At 40.8% G+C, this 15,143-nt stretch carries 17 protein-coding genes; 12 read left to right on the top strand and 5 right to left on the bottom strand.

Features of this window, described 5'->3' with window-relative positions; genetic code table 11:
* Window positions 1-376: response regulator (locus AC1DRQ_RS20500; protein ID WP_477426613.1), on the bottom strand; the 376-nt coding region annotated here is incomplete at its 3' end.
* Complete coding sequence (locus tag AC1DRQ_RS20495) at window positions 366-908, bottom strand: hypothetical protein (RefSeq protein WP_477426612.1); 543 nt, start codon at window positions 906-908, stop codon at window positions 366-368. The genes AC1DRQ_RS20500 and AC1DRQ_RS20495, both read right to left, overlap by 11 nt.
* 66 nt (window positions 909-974) lie before the next feature.
* Here AC1DRQ_RS20495 and AC1DRQ_RS20490 point away from each other — a divergent pair, with 66 nt between their 5' ends.
* The 3 genes from AC1DRQ_RS20490 to AC1DRQ_RS20480 all read left to right on the top strand — a co-directional run bounded on the left by AC1DRQ_RS20490 (window position 975) and on the right by AC1DRQ_RS20480 (window position 3,693).
* Complete coding sequence (locus AC1DRQ_RS20490) at window positions 975-1,895, top strand: glycosyltransferase family 2 protein (RefSeq protein WP_477426611.1); 921 nt, start codon at window positions 975-977, stop codon at window positions 1,893-1,895.
* An 89-nt stretch (window positions 1,896-1,984) separates the two neighbouring features.
* Entirely contained in the window at window positions 1,985-3,058 is a 1,074-nt protein-coding gene (locus AC1DRQ_RS20485) for a glycosyltransferase family 2 protein (protein ID WP_477426610.1), read from the top strand.
* A gap of 17 nt (window positions 3,059-3,075) precedes the next feature.
* A complete protein-coding gene (locus AC1DRQ_RS20480) occupies window positions 3,076-3,693 on the top strand; it encodes an acyltransferase (RefSeq protein WP_477426609.1) in 618 nt (205 codons plus the stop codon).
* Window positions 3,694-3,761: 68 nt separating this feature from the next.
* Here AC1DRQ_RS20480 and AC1DRQ_RS20475 read toward each other — a convergent pair whose 3' ends face one another.
* On the bottom strand, window positions 3,762-4,568 hold the full coding sequence (locus tag AC1DRQ_RS20475) for a glycosyltransferase family 2 protein (RefSeq protein ID WP_477426608.1): 807 nt from the start codon (window positions 4,566-4,568) through the stop codon (window positions 3,762-3,764).
* A 336-nt stretch (window positions 4,569-4,904) separates the two neighbouring features.
* On the opposite strand from AC1DRQ_RS20475, the gene AC1DRQ_RS20470 reads away from it, so the two are divergent.
* From AC1DRQ_RS20470 to AC1DRQ_RS20430, 9 genes are all read left to right on the top strand, one after another.
* Complete coding sequence (locus AC1DRQ_RS20470; RefSeq protein ID WP_477426607.1) at window positions 4,905-5,336, top strand: hypothetical protein; 432 nt, start codon at window positions 4,905-4,907, stop codon at window positions 5,334-5,336.
* 489 nt (window positions 5,337-5,825) lie between these two features.
* A complete protein-coding gene (locus AC1DRQ_RS20465; RefSeq protein ID WP_477426606.1) occupies window positions 5,826-6,473 on the top strand; it encodes a GNAT family N-acetyltransferase in 648 nt (215 codons plus the stop codon).
* A 102-nt stretch (window positions 6,474-6,575) separates the two neighbouring features.
* The gene (argG, locus tag AC1DRQ_RS20460) at window positions 6,576-7,778 is read left to right on the top strand and encodes an argininosuccinate synthase (protein WP_429391970.1); all 1,203 of its coding nucleotides are present in this window, start codon (window positions 6,576-6,578) and stop codon (window positions 7,776-7,778) included.
* Window positions 7,771-8,124 carry a cupin domain-containing protein gene (locus tag AC1DRQ_RS20455; protein WP_429391968.1) on the top strand — a complete coding sequence of 118 codons (354 nt, stop codon included), beginning with the start codon at window positions 7,771-7,773 and terminating at the stop codon, window positions 8,122-8,124. The genes argG and AC1DRQ_RS20455 overlap by 8 nt, the downstream gene beginning before the upstream one ends.
* Complete coding sequence (gene argC, locus AC1DRQ_RS20450) at window positions 8,102-9,100, top strand: N-acetyl-gamma-glutamyl-phosphate reductase (RefSeq protein WP_477426605.1); 999 nt, start codon at window positions 8,102-8,104, stop codon at window positions 9,098-9,100. The genes AC1DRQ_RS20455 and argC overlap by 23 nt, the downstream gene beginning before the upstream one ends.
* Before the next feature lie 47 nt (window positions 9,101-9,147).
* Window positions 9,148-9,504: a four helix bundle protein gene (locus AC1DRQ_RS20445; RefSeq protein WP_477426604.1), complete on the top strand. Its 357-nt coding sequence runs from the start codon at window positions 9,148-9,150 to the stop codon at window positions 9,502-9,504.
* Between the two features lie 43 nt (window positions 9,505-9,547).
* Window positions 9,548-10,675: an aspartate aminotransferase family protein gene (locus tag AC1DRQ_RS20440; RefSeq protein WP_477426603.1), complete on the top strand. Its 1,128-nt coding sequence runs from the start codon at window positions 9,548-9,550 to the stop codon at window positions 10,673-10,675.
* Between the two features lie 23 nt (window positions 10,676-10,698).
* Entirely contained in the window at window positions 10,699-11,646 is a 948-nt protein-coding gene (locus AC1DRQ_RS20435; RefSeq protein ID WP_477426602.1) for an N-acetylornithine carbamoyltransferase, read from the top strand.
* Between the two features lie 214 nt (window positions 11,647-11,860).
* Complete coding sequence (locus tag AC1DRQ_RS20430) at window positions 11,861-12,478, top strand: FMN-binding negative transcriptional regulator (RefSeq protein ID WP_477426601.1); 618 nt, start codon at window positions 11,861-11,863, stop codon at window positions 12,476-12,478.
* Here the strand turns inward: AC1DRQ_RS20430 and AC1DRQ_RS20425 are convergent.
* Window positions 12,468-13,712, bottom strand: coding sequence for a cation:proton antiporter (locus AC1DRQ_RS20425; protein ID WP_477426600.1), 1,245 nt, complete (start codon window positions 13,710-13,712; stop codon window positions 12,468-12,470). The two genes, AC1DRQ_RS20430 and AC1DRQ_RS20425, sit on opposite strands and share 11 nt — an antisense overlap.
* Before the next feature lie 60 nt (window positions 13,713-13,772).
* Window positions 13,773-15,071, bottom strand: coding sequence for an NAD(P)/FAD-dependent oxidoreductase (locus tag AC1DRQ_RS20420; RefSeq protein WP_477426599.1), 1,299 nt, complete (start codon window positions 15,069-15,071; stop codon window positions 13,773-13,775).
* Between the last annotated feature and the right edge of the window lie 72 nt (window positions 15,072-15,143).

Below are 15,143 nucleotides of genomic sequence, written 5' to 3'. Positions count from 1 at the left end.
ATAGTATGTTATTCACCTTTGATACGATCACATTGACAGATGTATCCTTCGTTACATAATCAATAGCCTGCAGATTAAGACCTTTAAGTACGAGGTCATGATCAGAAAAGGACGTTAAAAAAATAAAAGGAATATCCTTATAAGCGGCATCGAGCATGAGATGCGTACGGAACTCCAGTCCATTCATTTTCAACATCTCATAGTCTGAGATTATGATATCGGGCGTAGGTATTGTATGCAGTAATTCGAGGGCTTCTTCTGCTGATTGAGCTGTTATATACTCAAATCCCGCTTTTTTAAATACCTGCCCCACCAGCTTCAGAAAAAGCGGATCATCGTCAACAAGTAATATTTTCTTAATCTGATTAATGGCCATGTTTACTATAAAATGATCTGATCAGCATATATATACCCGAAAAAATAATACCTAACGAAATCAGGTCCATTAGTGTTATGCCATCGTCCTGATTAAAATAAAAGATGGTAAACATTTCAAAATCCGGGGGAGCGGGCATAATGATCATGGCCAAACCCAGGGTAATCATCACGATACCCGTGATCATCAAAATCCACTTGTTCGCTCTTTTAGCTTTTAAATAGCTGCTTGAAATGTTACTGTCGATCTTATTGGATAAAAGCAACATGCTAAACTCATCCAGTAACTCGGTCCTTGAAATGTTATCCTTGCTGTCGATGGCCTTAAAAGCATCAATTGCCTTCGAATTTAATGATTTATCGTCAATAGCCTGGTTAAACCGTCGTTGAAATTGTTTAACTGTTTCGCTATCAAATTGATACCTGGCAAGCATATCTATCAACTCATCCAGCTTTTCTTCAACCGCCAGTTCCTTTTCAGCAATGCTTTGCAAACCTGATATATCTTTCCGCTTATTTGCTTTGATTCTCAATTTTAATTAATAATTTCAACAAAACAGGGGCATCAGGAGCTTTGTTTTTTTTCAACTTTTATTTACATGAAGCCAGTTTCCATCATTACGGTTAATTTCAATCAAGGTTACGTTACACAGGCGCTTTTATCATCAATTGACTTAACAAATAATTATTCCCCTGTTGAAATTATTGTGGTTGATAACGGCAGCGCGGTAAATAGTGTTCCAGAATGGACTATAAAATACCCGCATATTAAATTTATCCGCTCGGACGAAAATCTGGGTTTTGCCGGAGGGAACAACCTTGGCATAAAAGAAGCCGCCGGCGACTATCTTTTCCTGGTTAATAACGATACGGTGTTTACACCGGGGCTTATAGAAACATTGGTAAATACGCTTGAAAGTAATCCGCGCATCGGAATGGTATCGCCTAAGATCAGGTATTTTGACCAGCCCGATATGCTGCAGTATATGGGGTTTACATCAATGAACTATTTTACAGCGCGAAACCATTGTATAGGCCAGTTTGAAGTAGATCAAGGGCAGTACGATCAGTTAACCGGCCCCACGGGCTATGCACATGGCGCTGCCATGATGATCAGAAAAGAATGCGTTGAAAAAGCCGGTCTTATGGCCGAAAATTTCTTTTTATATTATGAGGAAATGGATTGGTGCGACCGTATCAAAAAGGCGGGCTATGAAATATGGCTGGTTAGCGGCGCGCTCATCTATCACAAAGAATCGGTTTCAGTGGGGAAGGCCAGTACATTAAAAGAGTATTTTATGAACAGGAACAGGATTCTGTTTATCCGCAGGAATRCACCTTTATATGCCAGGATTATATTTTATTTATATTTTTTTACCATTGTTGTATCCCGCAACCTGTTAAAATACGTACAAATGGGACGTACTGATTTCATTAAGTGGCTATTCAGGGCAATTTGGTGGAATATGACTAACAACAGGAACAGTAAAAATTTGGGGTATCCCATCAAAAAAATATGATCATCACATTCTGGGTAGGTTTATTTATCATTTTTTATGCGTTTCTTGGATACGGTATTCTACTCTTTATTTTGATAAAGATTAAACGTATGATAAGCGGAAAACCCGTTATCCCCCAAGTGGTAAACCTGCCAACTTGCACGCTAATTGTGGCAGCTTATAACGAGGAATCGGTTATAGAGGAAAAAATCAAAAACAGCATAGACCTCATTTACCCCGAAAACAAGTTAAAGTTTATTTTTATAACTGACGGCTCTACTGATAAAACAGCGGATATGGTGGCAAAATACCCGCAGATCAAACACATGCATTCGGCAGCACGTATGGGAAAAATGGCGGCCGTACACCGTGCGGTGGCCGCTGTAGATACGGATGTCATCGTTTTTACCGATGCCAATACTTTTCTAAATACTGAAGCCATCGTAAATATCTGCAGGCATTATGCCAACCCGAAAGTTGGAGCTGTTGCTGGTGAAAAGCGGGTACACATTTCTGAAAATGCCGATGCCACTGCCGGCGAAGGATTTTATTGGAAATATGAATCCAGATTAAAAATATGGGATTCCGAACTTTACTCGGTTGTAGGTGCCGCTGGCGAACTGTTTAGTGTACGAACAGCCTTGTACCAGCCGGTTCCGTCAAATGCCATCATTGACGACTTTATGATCTCCATGTTGATAGCTAAAAAAGGCTATAAAATTATATACGAACCCGATGCCTACGCACTTGAAACTGCCTCAGAAGATATCGGGGAAGAGATGAAGCGCAAGGTGCGGATTGCGGCGGGCGGCCTGCAATCCATCATCTGGTTAAAAAGCCTGCTTTTGCCATTTAAGCTGCCGGTGCTGTCACTCCAGTATATAAGCCACCGGGTACTGCGGTGGACGGTGGTGCCATTCCTGATGATATTGGTACTGCTGTTAAATATTTTAATTGTGGCGGCTGGTGGCAGTCCGTTTATCTTTCAGCTCATATTGTGTTTGCAGCTGGCATTTTACAGCATGTCCTTATTTGGATGGCTGCTGGAAACGCGACAGGTAAAAGTTAAAATACTCTTTATCCCCTTTTACTTCTGCATGATGAATTATGCAGTGATCAGGGGAATATTCCGTTTTGCAGCCGGCAGACAAAGCGCTGTATGGGATAAGGCAAAAAGGAAATAAATGTTATATATAAAACCATGTCGCTGAAAGAGAAAATAAAAGGCAATCCCGATTTAAAAAAACTGGTTCACTGGATGCTGATCGCACCGGGTGAGGCAAGGCCCCGCCTGTGGGTAAGGCTGTTTCTTAATCCGTTTATACACCACTACGGTAAAGGCTCAAAGGTCAGATACCGGACCCGTATGGACGTGCTGCCTTTTAACAAGTTCAGTCTGGGAAAGGGATCAACTATTGAAAGTTTTTCCACTGTCAATAACGGTGTTGGTGATGTCATTATCGGTGATGGTACGCTTATCGGCATGAGCAATGTTATCATTGGGCCGGTTAATATCGGCAATAACGTAATTTTAGCGCAGAATATCGTAGTTAGCGGCCTCAATCATGAATACAGAAATACGGATATTGCCATAAAGGATCAAAAAATCATAATGGCCACCATAACCATTGAGGACGATTGCTGGATTGCAGCCAATGCAGTTATCACAGCCGGTGTAACCATTGGTAAACACAGCGTTGTTGGCGGAGGTGCAGTAATTACCAGCGATGTGCCTGCCTACTCCGTAGCTGTGGGTAACCCGGCCAGGATAATTAAAAGATTTGATTTTGAAATGGGCAGCTGGATATCCGTCAAATAGTACGCTTAAATAAATTAAATATGCCGTTTTTGCCGCATCGCAAGTGAAAAACGCTTTTGCTGACTGGTTTAAAAGTTAAATAGGCGTTTAAGTCTTTTCCCGACAGCTTTCCAGAGGCCACCATCAATTTGCAGGCGCCTGTCCGTTGTCCATACAACTGCGTTGGCTTTGCTTACCCTGTGCATTTTGCCAAAGCCCTTATCTGTTAGTTTCAAAGCCAGAAAACCGTCTTCATTAGTTCCGGGTGGATGGTTAAAACCATCAACCTGCAATCCCTGCTCACGCCTAAAACCCGAGTTAAAGCCATAAACATTTACCGCCTCGCTTTTTTTAAATTTATTGTAAAGTCTTGTCAGGTCTGCAAGCATCTCATAAAAATAATAAGTGACCCTGCCGGTGCTGCCGATAGGAATAAAAGAAAATGTTCCGTAGGTAATAGCTACCTTGTTGTTATCCAGCGGCTTGACCATCTCCTCTATCCAATCCTTCGGGTATATGGTATCGGCGTCTGCATTTAATATATATTTACCTTTGGCCTTTGCCAAACCAGCGTTACGCGCCGGGGTAATACCTTGTGTTGTTTCCAGGATGCAGGTTACGCCGCAGGCTTCGGCCAGCGCTCCTGTACTATCGGCGGAGTTGTTATTGACCACAATGATTTCAACCCCCCTGTCAGTGATATTATTACAGAGCGATGCCAGTACAGGCACTATATTTTCCTCTTCGTTATAGGCAGGCATTACAACGGATATCTCCGGCTCATCTTTTACCAGTTTTTTTTGGTAAGCTGCTTTAATCTGCTCAAGAACTATAGGCTCGCGGCTGTTATTTTGAAGATAATCACTAATATATTTTGGAATAAAAACCGGCTTCATGAGGGTGCGTTAGTTAAAATAATACGTCAATCAACATATTACGCCTATACGAATATTGTAGTAGCTATGTTTTAGTTATTTCGCGTAAATGGACTTTGTTTTGAAATAAGCACATGAATTGCTTCAGTTTATTAATAAATGCTGTCGCCCCGAATAGGCGTCCTGCTGTCCTTGTCCATTTAGGATCAACAGGTGGTATGTTTTAAAATACAATTATTTTATACTCACTATCAATAACTTGCGATTTATTTTATATTTTTATAGAACTATGTATTGCATAATACTATACAAAACAAGTATCTTTATTTGAGTTTTAAACCTATTAAAGTCAAAATCATGAAATCAACCCTCCTTGCACTTTTACTGCTGGTAGCCGGCAGTAGTGTATGCCTCGCGCAATGCGACCAAAAATTGAGTCTCACATCTTCAAAAACCGATCACCTTGATGCCAGCGGTAATTTAGAGCGGACCGTAGATGAGCAAACAGTAATTGAAATAAGTAAATCAAACATCTCTGTTATAATTGAGAACGGAAAACAAACACTTACAGGGGTTGTAAAATCAAATATCTGCAACTGGAAAACACCATTTAAAGAGGGAAAAACAATTATTAATAATACCCTTAGTGACGAAGATGGTGATGGTGAAAAGGATTATACACTTACCATTGAAGGAAAAAATGGAAAAGTTACCTTGCTTGTAGAAAGCACGCAAAGGCCCGATAAAAAGTTAAGATTGCTAATAGATAAGTTTGAAGAAGGAAAATAATTATCACGCACACCTGTTAAAATAAAGCACTGTAACTTACATGTAATTGTAAGTACGGTGCTTTTAAGTTAAACTAACTCCCGGCAAAGCAGGTGCTTGCAGCGCTATTTAATTCAATTTAAATGTAATATTTGCTGGTATGTGCGCATGTATCTAAGTTAAACGTGATTAAATCATATTTTTCTTGCATAAATAAAAATTAATGCGATACTTTGCACAAAATTTAAAAACACAGTAATACCTCAAAAAATGAATCAACAAAGCTTAAATAAGCCTGCAATAAGAGCAACATTTGCTCCGGCTGCCGCTGCTTTGGTTTCAACTGTTTTTTTATGCTGCCCTCCCCGACGAAGGCCCTATATGCCACGGGTTTGAATTAATTTCCTGTCCTGAACCCCTCAAAAAGAAAGCTTTTAAACTTCTTTTTAAAAAAACCATCTAATTATTAAGGCTATTAAGCCAATTAATTTAACGGTAATATCTATTTCAATGACCATACAAGATTTTGATATTAAGGTTGCTACAGCCCAGCATGTAGATTATGCCCCCCAGATATGTGACGAAATGGCCGAGTCGGCAAAGGCCCGAGGCACGGGTATCGCACAACGTTCGCCTGAATATGTGGCCAACAAAATGCTGGAAGGAAAGGCGGTTATTGCCTTGCATAAAGACGGTACCTGGGCCGGTTTCTGCTACATTGAAACGTGGAGCCATGGCGATTTTGTGGCCAATTCGGGCCTCATTGTTAATCCCCAGTTTCGTAAGGCGGGCTTAGCTAAAGCCATTAAACACAAGATATTTCAGCTTTCACGTACTAAGTATCCTGATGCCAAAATTTTTGGTTTAACCACCGGATTGGCTGTAATGAAGATCAATTCAGAACTCGGTTATGAACCGGTAACCTACTCTGAACTTACCCAGGACGAAAACTTTTGGGCAGGCTGCAAAAGTTGTGTTAACTATGATATATTAACCAGCAAGGAGCGTAAAAACTGCATGTGCACCGCCATGCTGTTTGATCCGGCCGAAAAACAAAAACAGGACGAAGAAAAAATGAAAAGGATAACGCACAAGGCTACCCTGCTTGAGCGTATTGAAAATGCCATAAAAAAGCGTATTGGCCAAGCTGAAAGCTAAAGGCAGAAAGCCTAAAGCAAAATAATTTTAAAGAAACAAGTACACATAAATTGAAAAGAAAAGCTTTAAGCCTTACGCTTTTAGCTTTAAGCTCAAAAAAAGATGAAGAAAAAAGTAGTATTAGCCTATAGCGGAGGATTAGACACCTCATTTTGCTGTATATATTTAACACAGGACCTGGGTTACGAAGTTCATTCTGTTATTGTAAATACAGGTGGCTTTAGTGATGAAGAATTAAAAGGTGTTGAAGAACGCGCCTACAAAATGGGCGTTACATCACACCACGTGGTTGACGAAACAACAAACTTTTACAATACCTGTGTACGCTTTTTAATTTATGGTAACGTTTTAAAAAACAACACCTATCCCCTTTCAGTAAGTGCCGAGCGTGTAAGCCAGGCTACTGCTATTGCAAATTATGCTAAAGAAATAGGTGCCGAATATGTAGCGCATGGCAGTACCGGTGCAGGTAACGATCAGGTGCGTTTTGATATGATCTTCAATATTCTTGTTCCCGAAGTTCAGATCATCACCCCTATCCGTGACCTGAAACTGAGCCGTGAGGAAGAGATCGATTACCTGAAAAAACATGGTGTGGATATGAACTTTGAAAAAGCAAAGTATTCTATCAACAAAGGTATCTGGGGAACTTCAGTTGGTGGTAAAGAAACCCTTACCTCAAACTTAGGTTTACCAGAAGAGGCATGGCCTACCCAGGTTACCGAATCTGAAGTAAAAAACCTTGAACTTGTTTTTGAAAAAGGTGAGCTCATTGGTATTGATCAGGAAAGATACGATCATCCAACCAAAGCTATACAGGCACTGCAGGCCATTGCCCAACCCTATGGTATTGGCCGTGACATTCATGTAGGCGATACTATCATTGGTATTAAGGGCCGTGTAGGCTTTGAAGCCGCCGCGCCAATGGTGATCATCAAAGCTCACCATACCTTAGAGAAACATGTGCTTACCAAATGGCAGTTATCATGGAAAGATCAGCTTTCTGCATTTTATGGCAACTGGCTGCATGAAGGTCAGTTTCATGACCCTATTATGCGCAACATAGAGGCATTTTTAACCGACACACAACAAAATGTAAGCGGCAAGGTATTTGTGCAACTGCATCCATACCGTTTCCAGGTGATCGGTATTGAGTCTGATCACGATCTGATGTCGAACAAGTTTGGCAGCTATGGCGAAATGAATAATGCATGGTCGGGCGAAGATGTTAAAGGCTTCTCTAAAATATTTGGCAACCAGGTAATGATCTATCATAAAGTTAATAACCCCAATCAAAATGATTAATAAAGCTTTCTCAAAGGGTAACTGTTTAAAACACTACAACTGGGGCGACGATTGTCATGGCTGGACTTTTATTGATACCGAAGCCCTATCAGTTAAACAGGAATTAATGCCGCCTGATACGGCAGAACAGTTACACTATCACGAAAAAGCTACGCAGGTATTCTTCATTTTAAAAGGAAGAGCTACTTTCTCTATTGATGGCAACATCACGGAGTTAAAACCAGAGCAGGGCATTGAGATCTTGCCCGGTCAAAAGCACTTCATCAGTAATAATGACCGTAGCGACCTGGAGTTTATTTTATACTCTTATCCATCTACAAACAATGACAGGATCGAAATTAAATAAAGTACGCGCCGGCATCATTGGCGGCGCCGGATATACCGGGGGCGAAATGTTGCGTATACTGATCAATCACCCTGATGTGGAGATTGTTTTTGTACATAGCAACAGCAATACCGGCAACCATATTTACGAGGTACATACCGACCTTTTTGGCGATACCAACCTCCGCTTTACCGGCGAGCTTTCCTTCGCTATTGATGTGCTTTTTCTGTGCGTTGGCCACGGTGATGCTAAAAAATTCCTGGAGTCAAATAATATCCCTGATCACATTAAGATCATTGATCTGAGCCAGGATTTTAGGTTAAGCCAAAATTCAAAATTTAAAAGCAAAAACTTTGTTTACGGACTGCCTGAATTAAACAGGGAAGCTATCAAAACAGCCGATAATATTGCCAATCCGGGTTGTTTTGCTACTTGTTTACAGTTGGGTTTATTGCCACTTGCAGCTAAAGGGTTATTAAATAACGAGGTTCATGTTGCAGCAACAACCGGCTCAACCGGCGCAGGCCAAAGTCTGGCAGCTACTTCCCACTTTACCTGGCGAAATGATAACCTATCTGTCTATAAGGCTTTTAATCATCAGCACTTGAATGAGATAGGCCAGTCATTAAAGCAGTTACAAGCTGGTTTCAGTAAAGCGATAAATTTTATCCCTTATCGTGGTGATTTTACACGCGGCATTATAGCTTCTATATATACCGACGGTGACCTGAGTGCCGAAGCTGCACTTAAGCTTTACCAGGATTATTATGCCGGCGATCCGTTTACACACGTAACCGATCGAAACATAGATTTAAAGCAGATTGTAAATACCAATAAATGCTTTTTGCAGGTTACCAAACACGAAGGCAAAATATTAATAATAAGCATCTTAGATAATTTACTGAAAGGAGCATCAGGCCAGGCAGTTCAAAATATGAACCTGCTATTTGGCCTGGATGAACGAGCCGGGCTGCGATTGAAGGCCACTGGATTTTAGCTTAAAGCAGAAAGCTCAAAGCCTAAAGCCGCAGCAACTGATAAATAATGAGGGATTATAAGAAATACGAAGTATGGAAAAAGGCACATGAACTTAATATGTTTGTTTACTTGACCCTACTTCCAAAATTCCCTAAAAGTGAACAATATGATTTAATGAGCCAAACAAAGCGTGCCTCCTACTCTATTCCACTTAATATAGTTGAAGGATGTGGAAGAAATACAGAACGTGATTTTGCTCATTTTTTAGATCAGGCGTTAGGCTCAGCACATGAATTAGAATATTGCTGTTTAATGTGCCGGGATTTGTCCTATGTTGATGATCTGTTGTATCAGCAAACAAATACAATAATTAATGAAGTAAAGGCCATGCTGATTGGCCTTATTAAAACATTACGAAAGTAAGAAGGCTTTTTGCTTTCCGCTTTTAGCTTTAAGCTTAAATAATATGAAATTATTCGACGTATATCCGGTCAATCCAATAAATATAGTAAGAGGCCAGGGCAGCCTGGTTTATGATAATCAAGATACAGAATACCTTGATATGTATGGCGGTCACGCCGTAATATCCATAGGCCATACCCACCCGCATTATGTAAAACGGTTGGAAGACCAGTTACATCAGTTGGGATTTTATTCCAATTCTATCGAGATCCCAATTCAAAAAGAACTGGCTACCAAATTAGGTCAGGTATCGGGTAAGGAAGATTACCAGTTGTTTATGTGTAACTCTGGTGCCGAAGCTAACGAGAACGCGTTAAAACTGGCATCGTTTTATAACGGTAAAAAGAAAGTGATCGCTTTTACTAAAGCGTTTCACGGTCGTACATCATTAGCTGTCGCGGTTACTGATAACCCTAAAATTGTTGCCCCTATCAACGAAACCGATAATGTAATATTTTTACCATGGGCAGATGAAGCCGCTTTGGAGCAGGCTTTTGCCGCCAATGAAATATCATCTGTAATTATTGAAGGCATACAAGGCGTTGGTGGTATACAGGTTGCTCCTGAAAGTTTTCTGCAAAAGATCCGCTCGCTATGCGATGAGCATAATGCGGTTTTTATAGCCGACTCGGTTCAATGTGGTTATGGGCGTACCGGCAAATTTTTCTCACAGGATTTTGCAGGTGTTGATGCCGATATTTATAGCATGGCAAAAGGTATGGGTAATGGTTTCCCGGTTGGTGGTATCATTATTTCGCCTAAAATACAGCCTGCTTATGGTATGCTGGGTACAACTTTTGGCGGTAACCATTTGGCATGTGCCGCCGGTTTAGCGGTATTAGAAGTAATGGAGCAGGATAACCTGATGCAAAATGCAGCCACCATTGGCGATTACCTGATTAAAGAAGTTAAAAAGCTGGAACAGGTTAAAGAAGTACGTGGCCGGGGATTGATGATAGGTATTGAATTGCCTGAAGAATTATCAAATGTGCGTAAGGAGCTTTTATTTAAACATCATATTTTTACAGGCGAGGCTAAACCGAATGTGGTAAGGTTATTACCTGCACTAAATTTAACCAAAGCACATGCCGATAGATTTTTAGAGGCTTTTGTAAGTGTTTTAAATCAATAATTCGTTATTAAATATCCTGGCTAATGAAACTATTTTCTTCTGTTAATGATGTTGCTGATATCAATGCACTGGTAAAAGAAGCATTAGAGCTTAAACAAAATCCATACGCGCATCAGCATTTGGGTAAAAATAAAACACTGGCGTTGGTATTTTTAAACCCAAGCTTGCGCACCCGTATGAGCACTCAAAAAGCGGCTCTTAACCTGGGGATGAATGTAATGGTGCTTAATATAGATAAAGAAGGCTGGGCATTAGAGCTGCGCGATGGCGTGATCATGGACGGAAGTACAGTTGAGCATATCCGCGAAGCTGCGGGGGTTATGGGCCAGTATGCTGATATCATTGGCGTACGTTCATTCCCCGGATTACGAAACCGTGAGGAAGATTATAGTGAAATGATTTTTAACAAGTTTGTTGAATTTTGCAAGGTTCCTGTGGTGAGCCTGGAGTCGGCTACCCGCCACCCGCTGCAAAGTTTGGCCGATCTGGTAACTATCCAGGAACTTAAAACTAAAACACGCCCTAAGGTTGTATTAACCTGGGCACCGCATATAAAACCTTTGCCACAGGCCGTACCCAATTCTTTTGCCGAATGGATGTGCAAGGCCGACGTTGATTTTACCATTGCCCAGCCAAAAGGCTATGAGCTTTGTGCTGATTTTACAAAGGGAGCTAACATTACCCATAACCAGGATGATGCATTGGCTGATGCCGATTTCATCTATGTAAAAAACTGGTCGGCCTATGAGCCTTATGGTAATATATTTGGCGGTAATGAAGATTGGATGCTGACTAACGAAAAGCTGAAACAAACCAATAATGCCAAAGTGATGCATTGCCTTCCGGTACGTCGTAACCTGGAGCTATCTGATGAGATATTGGACGGCCCTAACGCTATTGTGGTACACGAGGCCGGTAATCGTGTTTGGGCTGCCCAGGCTGTGTTAAAACAGATGCTGGAGAGTTTGTAGCTCATCTAATTGGGCTGAAGCCCTTTATTAATCTCTTGCAACCGTTGGCTAAAGCCAACGGCATGAATTTATGAAAATCTTAATTCATTGCCGTCCCATTCATGGGACGGATAGTCAAAGAAAACAAAGGGCTTTAGCGCCAATCTTGGAAAGCTATAAATTTCATTATTGTTGCTATCTTAATTCTTGAATCTTGTAGTCTTGACTCTTTAACATGTACATACCATCGTTCAATAAATTCGATAATGAGCAGGAAGCCATCAACTTTATGCAGCGCTATAGTTTTGCTACGATAGTAACGGCTGTTAATGATGTACCTGTTGCAACACACCTTCCCTTTTTAGTGGAGCAGCGTGATGATAAGATCATCTTGTTATCACATTTTGCCAAAGCCAATCCGCAAGCGGCTCAAATTGTGGGCAAAAGCGTATTGGTGATATTTACCGAACCTCATGCCTACATATCCCCCAGCAATTATGAAAAAGAGACTAACGTTCCTACCTGGAATTATTTAGCCGTACATGCTTACGGCAAAGCCACATTATTAGCTGAAGGCCAAAAAACTGCAGACCTGTTAGCCCAAACCATAAGTACTTTCGAAGCTGACTATTTGAAACAATGGAACGGCCTGCCTGATGGCTACAAACAAAAAATGATGAAAGGCATAGTAGCTTTTGAAATAGTTGTTGATGACTTGCAGGCCAAAAAGAAGTTGAGCCAGAACCGCTCAGCACATGAACAAGAAAACATCATTAATACTTTAAGTAAAAGCAAAGAAACAACTGAAAATGAGATAGCTAAATACATGGCTAACATGAAACCTACTCCGTAGGTTTGGATGCCCGGTTGATCATTGCATTTAAAGTGAGGCCCTGCACTATTACCGAAAATATCACTATAAAATAGCTGCCTGATAGTATCAGGTGCCTGTATGGCGTGTCAGGTAATGACAGCGCCAAAGCTATCGAAATACCTCCCCGCAAACCAGCCCATGTCATGATGTTAATGTTGTTGTAATTTACTTTTAATGTATTGCGTAAAAATGTCAGTGGCAGCATAATGCTTAGCCAGCGTGCAATTAATATCATCACTATAGATATACCACCCGTTATCCAGTAATTATTTACATAAGGCAGGTTAATAAGCTGTAAACCAATCATTACAAACAAAATAGTATTCAGCATTTCATCAACCAATTTCCAGAATTTTTCAAGTGCTTCATGTGAGCGTTCCTTGCTGTCCTGATTTATAGAATGGCTGCCCGCAAACAACCCCGCGGTTACCACAGCCAGGGGAATGGAAAAATGAAGTATAGTTGCCAATACCGACAATCCCATTACCAATGCCAGCGATATTAAAACAATGGTTTGAAAATCTGTAACCGATTTCATGAGTCGTTGGGCAAGGTATCCTAAAATTGCACCTGCGGCAATGCCGCCCAAAACCTCCTTTATAATAAGCAATATAACTTTTGATAGTTCAATATTCTCCTCGCCCACCCGCGTTATTTCCAGTATAATAACAAACAAAATAAGCCCTATACCATCGTTAAACAATGATTCGCCCGAAATGATAGTTTCCAGGTGGGCAGGCAGCTTTGAGTTTTTTATAATGGCCGATACCGCGACAGGATCTGTTGGTGATACCAATGCCCCAAACAACAGGCAGTAGATGAGCGGCATATGAATATGAAAAAATGGTGCCAGGTAAAACAACAGAAAACCAAAAATAGTTGTCGACAAGATCACTCCCAACGTGCTTAATACAAAAACAGGGCGCATTGCTCTTTTAAGTTTTGCACCATCAAGGTTAAAGGAACTTGAAAACAGCAGAAAGCCCAGCATAATGTTGAGCACGGCTTTTGAAAAATTGATATTCCGGGCAAGTGTGGTCAGATACCTGGCCGAAGCCGGATTTGTTCTATCGACGATCAGTATAATAACAGACGAAACAGTAGCTATTAAAACGATCCCAATAGTACCGGGAAGTTTAGTAAAGCGTGCATTTATATAAGAAAAAAACGCGCTGACAATAACTAATAAGGCGATGATAACAAACAGGTCCATAATTGTTTAACCTATTAGTAATAAAATAAGCTAAACAATGTTTTAAAGACCAAGCTATTTTTATTTCGATTCAGGGTCTGTCATCCTTGTTTCGATGTCAAAGTAACGTATTATCAGACGGTTATCACTGTTTTTAGTAAAATAGGATATTGCCCAGCTAAAAAATATAGTTCCCTTATTGGTAAAGCCAGCCAATGACATGATGTGCACAGCACCCCATAGGATCCAGGCAAAAAATCCTTGCAGGTGAAGCCAACCCAGATCGGCCACTGCCTTATTCCGGCCAATGGTAGCCAATGATCCTTTATCCTTATATTTAAACGGAGCCGTAGCTTCGCCTTTAATAATACGTACCAGGTTTTTGGCTAAGCAATTTCCCTGTTGTATAGCAGCCGGCGCTACACCGGGATGCCCATTGGGTGTTTCGGGCGTTATCATGGCTGCTACATCGCCTATGGCAAAAATATTGGTGTATCCGTTCACCCGGCTTATCTCATCTGTTTGCAGGCGGTTGCCCCTGGTAATAGTGGTTTCGGGCATTCCTCCCGGCACCTCTCCTTTTACACCTGCTGCCCACAAAACATTCCGGGTTAATATAGTGGTGCCATCATCAATTTTAAGCTCGATCCCATTATAACTTTGCACATGCACATTGTTAAATATGGTAACTTCCATATCCACTAAAAACTTTTTAGCCTTGGTTGAAGCATCCGGCGAAAATGCAGCCAGTAAATCGGCTTTACCTTCAACCAGGTAAACCTTCATGTTATGTTTTCTTAAACCATGATAATCCTTCATGAGTATCAGCTGTCGCATTTCGGCAAGTGCACCAGAAAGCTCTACCCCGGTAGGCCCCCCGCCTACTACAACAAAGGTCATCAATGCCGCTTTTTCTTCGGGATCTTTAGAAACTAAGGACATTTCAAGATTTTGCAGGATAAGGCTGCGTAAGTTCAGCGCTTCGGGAATATTCTTCATCGGCATGGCAAAATGTTCTATCTCTTTATTACCGAAAAAGTTGGTGTTTGATCCGGTGGCTATAACCAGGTAATCATAATAAATAGTACCTATATTGGTTGTAAGTGTATTATTTTCCGGATTTATCTGCTCTACTTCGGCCAGGGCAAACCTAAAATTGTTCTGTTTAGTAAATATCCTGCGAATAGGGAAACCAATTGAATCGGCAGCTATGCCTCCAGCGGCCACCTGGTAAAGTAGTGGCTGAAAAGTATGGTAATTATGCTTATCCAGCAAAAGCACATCTACCGGCGCATTTTTAAGATTTTTAGCTAATTCCAATCCTCCAAATCCCCCACCTATAATTACTACACGGGGCTTACTGCTTTTTTTTTGATCCATAGGAAAATTTTACTGCAAGTTTAATGCCTTAAAATTTCAATAATACTAATTATTTCATAATCATATTGTAAA

The organism is Mucilaginibacter sp. P4_E8 (genome assembly GCF_056401495.1).
Note: the sequence above shows the minus strand (reverse complement) of the source record. Positions and strands in the feature narration are given on the sequence as shown.